Annotated in this window: 6 protein-coding genes and 1 rRNA gene; 3 read left to right on the top strand and 4 right to left on the bottom strand. The window is 39.6% G+C overall.

Annotated elements, in window-relative coordinates; translation table 11 throughout:
• Both rrf and OC25_RS12195 read left to right on the top strand, forming a co-directional pair.
• A 5S ribosomal RNA gene (rrf, locus tag OC25_RS12200) occupies positions 1 to 104 on the top strand; the annotation flags it as partial.
• Between the two features lie 384 nt (positions 105 to 488).
• Positions 489 to 911 carry a hypothetical protein gene (locus tag OC25_RS12195; RefSeq protein ID WP_039476359.1) on the top strand — a complete coding sequence of 141 codons (423 nt, stop codon included), beginning with the start codon at positions 489 to 491 and terminating at the stop codon, positions 909 to 911.
• 57 nt (positions 912 to 968) lie between these two features.
• Here the strand turns inward: OC25_RS12195 and OC25_RS12190 are convergent, their stop codons facing one another.
• Together OC25_RS12190 and OC25_RS12185 are read right to left on the bottom strand one after the other, a co-directional pair.
• Complete coding sequence (locus OC25_RS12190) at positions 969 to 2,108, bottom strand: hypothetical protein (protein ID WP_039476357.1); 1,140 nt, start codon at positions 2,106 to 2,108, stop codon at positions 969 to 971.
• 24 nt (positions 2,109 to 2,132) lie between these two features.
• Positions 2,133 to 3,026, bottom strand: coding sequence for a TssN family type VI secretion system protein (locus OC25_RS12185; protein WP_039476354.1), 894 nt, complete (start codon positions 3,024 to 3,026; stop codon positions 2,133 to 2,135).
• Between the two features lie 115 nt (positions 3,027 to 3,141).
• On the opposite strand from OC25_RS12185, the gene OC25_RS12180 reads away from it, so the two are divergent.
• Complete coding sequence (locus tag OC25_RS12180) at positions 3,142 to 4,080, top strand: type VI secretion system baseplate subunit TssG (protein WP_039476351.1); 939 nt, start codon at positions 3,142 to 3,144, stop codon at positions 4,078 to 4,080.
• A gap of 18 nt (positions 4,081 to 4,098) precedes the next feature.
• Here the strand turns inward: OC25_RS12180 and OC25_RS12175 are convergent, their stop codons facing one another.
• Positions 4,099 to 5,964 (bottom strand): type VI secretion system baseplate subunit TssF, encoded by a 1,866-nt coding sequence (locus OC25_RS12175; protein WP_039476348.1) that lies wholly within the window; start codon positions 5,962 to 5,964, stop codon positions 4,099 to 4,101.
• Between the two features lie 24 nt (positions 5,965 to 5,988).
• Complete coding sequence (locus OC25_RS12170; RefSeq protein ID WP_039476346.1) at positions 5,989 to 6,423, bottom strand: GPW/gp25 family protein; 435 nt, start codon at positions 6,421 to 6,423, stop codon at positions 5,989 to 5,991.
• Between the last annotated feature and the right edge of the window lie 14 nt (positions 6,424 to 6,437).

Here is a 6,437-nt window from a genome sequence, read left to right as displayed (position 1 = left end):
CTATATCGGTGGTGTCCACCTCTTCCCATTCCGAACAGAGAAGTTAAGCCCACCAGAGCCAATGGTACTGCGGTAACACGTGGGAGAGTAGGTCGGTGCCAAATCTTAAAGGAACCCTTCAGCTAAAGCTGAGGGGTTTTCTTGTTTACGGCCATTCTGGAGACCAAAGCTGAAAGACTAAAGCTTAAAGACGGATCAAGCAGAAAGCTTAAAGACTAAAGCAGTATACAAAGCTTTAGTCTTTGGTCTTTTGGCTTTAAGCTTTCAATAATAGCCCTGATGGCAGTGGAAATCCCTTTTGGCATGAACAGGCATGTTAAATCTTGCATAAGGCCTCCAAAAGGATTGTAACGTACAGCAGGACGGAACCTTTGTTGCCTGCAATAGCTTTGCGCTTCTAAAAAAAGAATGAGATTGAATTAATGTAAGGCTGCTCCTGTTGTAGCGTTTTCAAGTTTTCTGTCGTTTTTATTTTAAACCAAATATTTATGATCAAGAAAACAGCATGGCTATTACTAATTGCACTGGGTGCTTTGAGTTGCAAAAAGAACAAAACAAAAAACGATTGTTTGGATAAAATGTGTACTTACGAGTACCGATCAGTAGTTTTCAGGTTTATGGACAATAAAGGAGAAGGCGCAGAAGTAAAAGATTTTAGTGTAATTAACCAAAGAACAGGCGAAAAGGTAATGGCCAATGCGAGGACCAGCGGTAATTCTGTAAAAGGTGCATTTGTTGTCGTTGGCGACGAAAATATCAGATCCCTCTCTGAACAGGGCGATAATTTGAAAATTACCGGCACTTCGGTTCAAACCAATCAAACCAAATCGGCGGTAATTAAAGTAAGCGGCGGCGAATGTGCCTGCCATATAGACAAGCTTTCTGGCCCCGATCAAATTGCTTTTGATTAAAAAAGCCGTACCTGATTAGGGTACAGCTGTATAACAGATTTATGCTGAGCAATAGTTTTAGTCTAGTAAAGTCCAGGTTTTTTTAGCCTGTACTTGCTGTACTACCTGTTGCTCGGCAACCACAATGTTTTCTTTGCGCTGGCCAATATATTCTAAGCCACTCAGTTTATTCCAGAGCGCTACCATTACGTTCATAAATTCGCTAACCATAAGCATGCTCTGGTTAATTTGTTTATGGTCGTAAACCAATTCGATGGTTTTGGCTAATAATTCTTCAAAATTTCCAGGCGTTACATCCTTCCATTCGTAGAAATACTTCAATAACTCTTCTCTTTCGCGTGGATCGATTAATTTTATGGCGGTAAAGAAGATATGGGCAAGGCTTGAAAAATAGCCTACCAAAACAACCGGTGGCTGGCGGTGAGCAATGTTGCGGTATTCGTAAAAAAGTCCTGCGATATAGTCTACAATCTTTTCAGAGATTAAACGGATATTTTTACCCAGCGGTGTAATGTTATCGCGCCCCCCTGTTTTATCGATAATTTTAAAACAGGCAAGTTGCATATCATTTAACAAAACACTGAGCGATTCGTAATAACGGATTAAGGCCGGATGACTGGCTACGGTTGAACTGGGTGGAATATAACTACGGTTGATAGATAACCGTCCGTTTTCATAATAAACCTGGCCAATCGTTAGAAAATAACTATCAGCACCTTGTGCATTTACCTCCGATTCTGGTAGTACCACAATAGCATAACTTTTGGCCAGTTCAGGGTAACGGATGGGATTCTCCTCGGGGTTTGGCATACCTGCAGGCACACGGTTGAAAGGGTTTACCGCCAATAAAATGGCATAATTGCGCGGTTCCGATTGACCGAAATAATGATTGTGCACCAGCATTTCGGTATGGTTTGCCTGAGCAATATCGATATGACAACCCTCTGAAGTAAGGGCATTGCAATAGTTTACTCTTATTTCAATATGGTTGGTCGCTTTTTCGATAATTTCGATATCGTGCGAACTTTTATACCCTGCAAAAGGCGGTAGAAAGCCGTAATTGCTATTGTTGAGATTTAACGATACGGCATCTCGCACAAAATCCTGTAAATAGAGATCGTTCAGGGTAAAATGATCGCTCGAAAGCTTCATACCATTAACCCAGTTAATGGATTTATATCTTAGCGGCTTTATCATGGCAGACTGTTTTTTTAGTATAGATTAGATAAAGATAGCACTTTCTCCCACTTCGTTTGGTTTGTTTACATTTTCGGAAACCCGTTTGGCGTAAATGGTCATTTTCTCAGTAATGCCGTTTTCAATAATATCCAGATCGGGATCAATGAAAATATTGCGCTTAAAAAAAGACGTTTTAATAAAAAAGATCCAATTGTAGCTTTCAGCATCATCGGCCTTAAATTCTACAGGGCTTTTGGCGAATTTAAGGTTATAATCGTCTATAAACTTGTGAAACCAAATGCCAAAATTCATGTTTTCTACGGCCTTTACCTTTACTTTAAGGGGTTCTGGGTCGCTACTTTTTTTATACAATTCCAGTTCAAGCACCAGGAGTTTGTTAAAGTCGACATGATCCATATTGATATCAAGTGGCGTATCGGGGTATCTCCAGATTTTATAAATCTCTGATGGAATATTAAGCAGTGAAACATAGGCCCACCAGAAAATAAGTGGAACAAAGAACCAGGTAATGCTGCCTGCACCAAACCAGCCAAAATTTACCGAACTTAACCAGTTAAAGGCCAGCTGAAATAGATACAAGGCCAAAATGGCCGAAACTAAGGTGGCAAAAAATATAAATACTTTGCGTTCTAATGCTTCTTTTGGATAGTATTTGGTTAGCAGGTAAACGAAAATAATACCGGTTAAAACATAATAAATACAACAAATAATATAACCCCAGGGCATGAAATTGAAATTGAGGAAGCCCAGAAAACCCGGAAGTGCCAAAGCAATGCCGGTGAGCAAAACACTTACAATTAATTTTTTGTTGTTAAGAAACTGATTTTTCTTGTTGATGATAGAGAGTACTGCCGTTGAAACGAGAAAAATCAACGGGAATAGCAGAAAGCGAATAAAAAAAGATTTAACGTCCATTAATTTGATAGATGTGATGTATTACAAATATAGTATCTTTAGTATTTGATCATAATCCTAATTATTTCTATAATAAAAATTTAACCTATAACAAATAAGCAGGTTTAATGTTTAAATGAAAAAAGAAATTATAGTGCATAACGAATTATTTACAGATTATAAGGCTGTAGCCCATGCCGCCGATCTGATTGAACGCAACGTAACTGATGCCGACCGGATAGAAGTAATCCCCGTTGGGTCGGATAAACGGGCTTATGCCAAAGATATTGAAGACGCTGTTTCTTATTATTCAGAAAAGAGAAGGCATAACCGTATCCGCATTAGCAGCAACCGCGAAAGTTTGTACGATATGCTACCCGAAGGGCTTTTTCATCGCCCACCTGCCGGAAGTGGCAGTTTGGATGAGGAGGGTATGATTAAAGATATCCGCGAACGGAGGGAAGAAGAAAAGCAAGCCAGACTGTTTTTTAGCCCTTTTGATGCGGAGATCAATCAGGTGAGGATTATGACTGAGCTGTATGAGAACCGGCTCGATAAAAGAACTACCTATACCGAGTTAAGCCAGGTTTTTGGCCTGGGCTGGGAAGAATTCAGCTTGCTTAATAAAGAACAAAGCATTATCTGGATGCACTTACTGCCCGAAATACAACAAAAGCGAAACGATATCAATTTTGTATCAAAAGTACTTACCGCCCTTTTTAACCTCCCGGTAACATTGGTAAATACAACCGAACACATTACTCCGGTAAAAATTGCCGGCGATTTACAGATTGCCCTTGGCGCAGGTGCTTTAGGGGTAGATACCATCATTGGCGATAGTTTTATTCCTGATATAGAATCCTATAACATCAATATTGGCCCCACATCGCCTCAGGAACTGATAAAATTTATCCCCGGACAAAAAAACCGGGCAATTTTAGATATGGCCATAAGCTACCTCATGCCTGTTGATGCCGAAGTAAATATCGAATTACTTACTGCTGCTGATTTTCAGGAAACCGTTTTAAGTACCGAAGGTGAAAGTTCTTTTCTGGGTTATACCGTATATATTTAAGACACCAATATCATAAGCCTATATTGTTTTAAGCGTGGCTGGTTTAAGTAACATGCGGTAATGTACATTCATGGTGCTACGTAAGGTTAGTTTGGCCTGGGTAAGGTGCAACAGTTCCTCCCAGTCTTGCACATGTAAATTGGCCTGATCTGCCGGTTCAATAATGATATCGGTGGTTTTAATAAAACCCGCATTGGGTTTATTATCCATAACAATACCTTTAGCCAGGGTAACGCTTTTGAGCTTATCGCCCAGTTCATAGCGGCAAAAATTTATGACATCGGCTTTGGTAATAATGCGGTCGGCGGTAGTGAGCCCGTACTTGTACGCCTGCACCCGGTTGCTTGCATTTAATCTCGAACGCCCGCCTTTGGTTGCGCTTAATAAAAAAACACTGTCAGCACTCACTTTACTGTTGTTATACACCATTAACCGGCTACCCGTGTTGATGTGGTTGGCTTCTTCTGCCTGTGTAACCCAAATATCGAGAAACAAGATGTCGGCATCATCAATCGGCTTAATTACAATATAACTGGGCAACTCTTTAACGTCTTTCAGTGCCGATTGACTTTTTTGTTCAATTAAAGCAATGTTCTGTTCCAGATTTTTTAATACGGTACCTAAAAAATCAGGTCCATAAACTGAAAATGCTGCTTTCTCATCGCGTAGTAGCTCAAATAGATAATCAACCAGTTCTTTGGCATTCCGCGTATCAAAGCGCTCGGTACCCCCGTAACGGATGGCAAAGGAACCATCGCCTTTTTCATTTTCGTTGGTATAAGGAATTTCATTATAGCTTTTCCCCTTATTATCTTTCAGGCTCTCTACAGCCAGCATTTGATCCAGTGCTTCCGTTTTAATGGGAATAATGTTGTTCATGGTTTTAAGCCGGTGTTTTATCTGGCTCAACCTTTTATTTACAACCGGGAAAGCGTTGATATGTACATGAAGTTCGTTCAGCATTTCCTGAGTGATTGCTGCAGGAAAAACAACTTTAAGCCATTTAACCTGTTTATCGATCTGGTTGAGACTGGCCTGCTGAAAGATATTTTCGAATACCGGCGGAAGTTCTTTGTCTACACTGATATTAAAATCATTAAGGTCGCCCAGGGTGATAAACCGTTTGCTGTAATATTGCAACACATCGGCCTTAATCAGGTTAAGTAGTTGTTTGTACTGAAAAGGCGGCGCTATTTTTCCGGTTAAAGGTTCATCCATAAACCTTTCGGTATAGGCGGTAAGTTCATTGTCATGATAGTACCATTTGCCTAGCGAGAGCAAATCGTAGGTATTATCCGGAACTGAATAATTCTTCCAATCAAAAAAGATATTCAGCTTATTAAAGTCCATCCAGTCATTAATGCCGCTAAAACCGATATACATCGTATTTTTTTCTACATTAAAACCAGGTAGTGTGTTCGTTGTGGGGTATTTGTTCAATTGCTCTACATTAAACAGGGTATTACCGGTAACCATGTATTTAATATCGGCCCGTAAAACCTTTACCTGATGTAGCGGACTAAAAAAAATATCGGTTTTTACCACCTTATCATTTTCCTGCTGAATATTTTTTTTAAAGGCAAATTGGGTGTAGGGAGAAAAATAATCGTCTTTTTCTACTGGTTTTGCGTGTATAATGGCGTGAGCCGGTAAAGAAGAAGTTAAATGATCAGGTGCCAGAATGCGGCTTATTTTATCGAAAATCCTGTTTTCGAGATTTTTAACGTCGTTTGAGACATTAAAGAGCTCATTGCTTAAAGCTTCTATAATCAGTTTAACCAGCGGGTCAAAATCATGACTATTTTTAACATTCCAGAAATCTTCGGCATTTTTTAAAATTCTATTGCGGATCTCGTCTTTTGAAGCGTAAAAAATTGGTTTCATGTGTAGAAAATTTGGGGCGTTTTTTTAGGTCGATAAAGGGCTAAGGAACAAAGCGGTGTTAAAAAAATATTTTTCTCCTGTATTTTTTATTAGTGATCTCACACTGATATCAACCTTCTTTTTGATCTCTGTTATCTTACGTAAAGGATATACATTTTCTACTTCCGTAATGCGCACTTCTACCTCGGTATTATAAATCCTGAGCTCGTAACTGGTGATAGATTTTAGCAGCGATTTCCTGAATTTTTCCTCCCAAATGCTCTCACTAACGATTAATTCGAAGTCAAGGTCCCAGATTTCGCACCCGAAATTGCGCTGATGCCGGTGCTCTCCAAAGCGGGTAAAAATGATCAGCTCCAGGTGGTTGGAAATCGATTTTCCGAGGTCAGTTGACTGTAAATCAGCGCCTGTAAAAATGCTGTTAAATCGGAGCGGTTTATTTAAAAAAATTCCAGACATAGATGTTTGGCTTA

Origin of the sequence: Pedobacter kyungheensis (assembly GCF_000812965.1) — a bacterium.
GTDB classification, from domain to species: Bacteria; Bacteroidota; Bacteroidia; order Sphingobacteriales; family Sphingobacteriaceae; genus Pedobacter; species Pedobacter kyungheensis.
Note: the sequence above shows the minus strand (reverse complement) of the source record. Positions and strands in the feature narration are given on the sequence as shown.

Bases quoted from the DNA above. Each gene is read 5' to 3' on its own strand.
- OC25_RS12195 (WP_039476359.1), top strand. From the start codon at position 489: ATGATCAAGAAAACAGCATGGCTATTACTAATTGCACTGGGTGCTTTG.
- OC25_RS12190 (WP_039476357.1), bottom strand. From the start codon at position 2,108: ATGATAAAGCCGCTAAGATATAAATCCATTAACTGGGTTAATGGTATG.
- OC25_RS12185 (WP_039476354.1), bottom strand. From the start codon at position 3,026: ATGGACGTTAAATCTTTTTTTATTCGCTTTCTGCTATTCCCGTTGATT.
- OC25_RS12180 (WP_039476351.1), top strand. From the start codon at position 3,142: ATGAAAAAAGAAATTATAGTGCATAACGAATTATTTACAGATTATAAG.
- OC25_RS12175 (WP_039476348.1), bottom strand. From the start codon at position 5,964: ATGAAACCAATTTTTTACGCTTCAAAAGACGAGATCCGCAATAGAATT.
- OC25_RS12170 (WP_039476346.1), bottom strand. From the start codon at position 6,423: ATGTCTGGAATTTTTTTAAATAAACCGCTCCGATTTAACAGCATTTTT.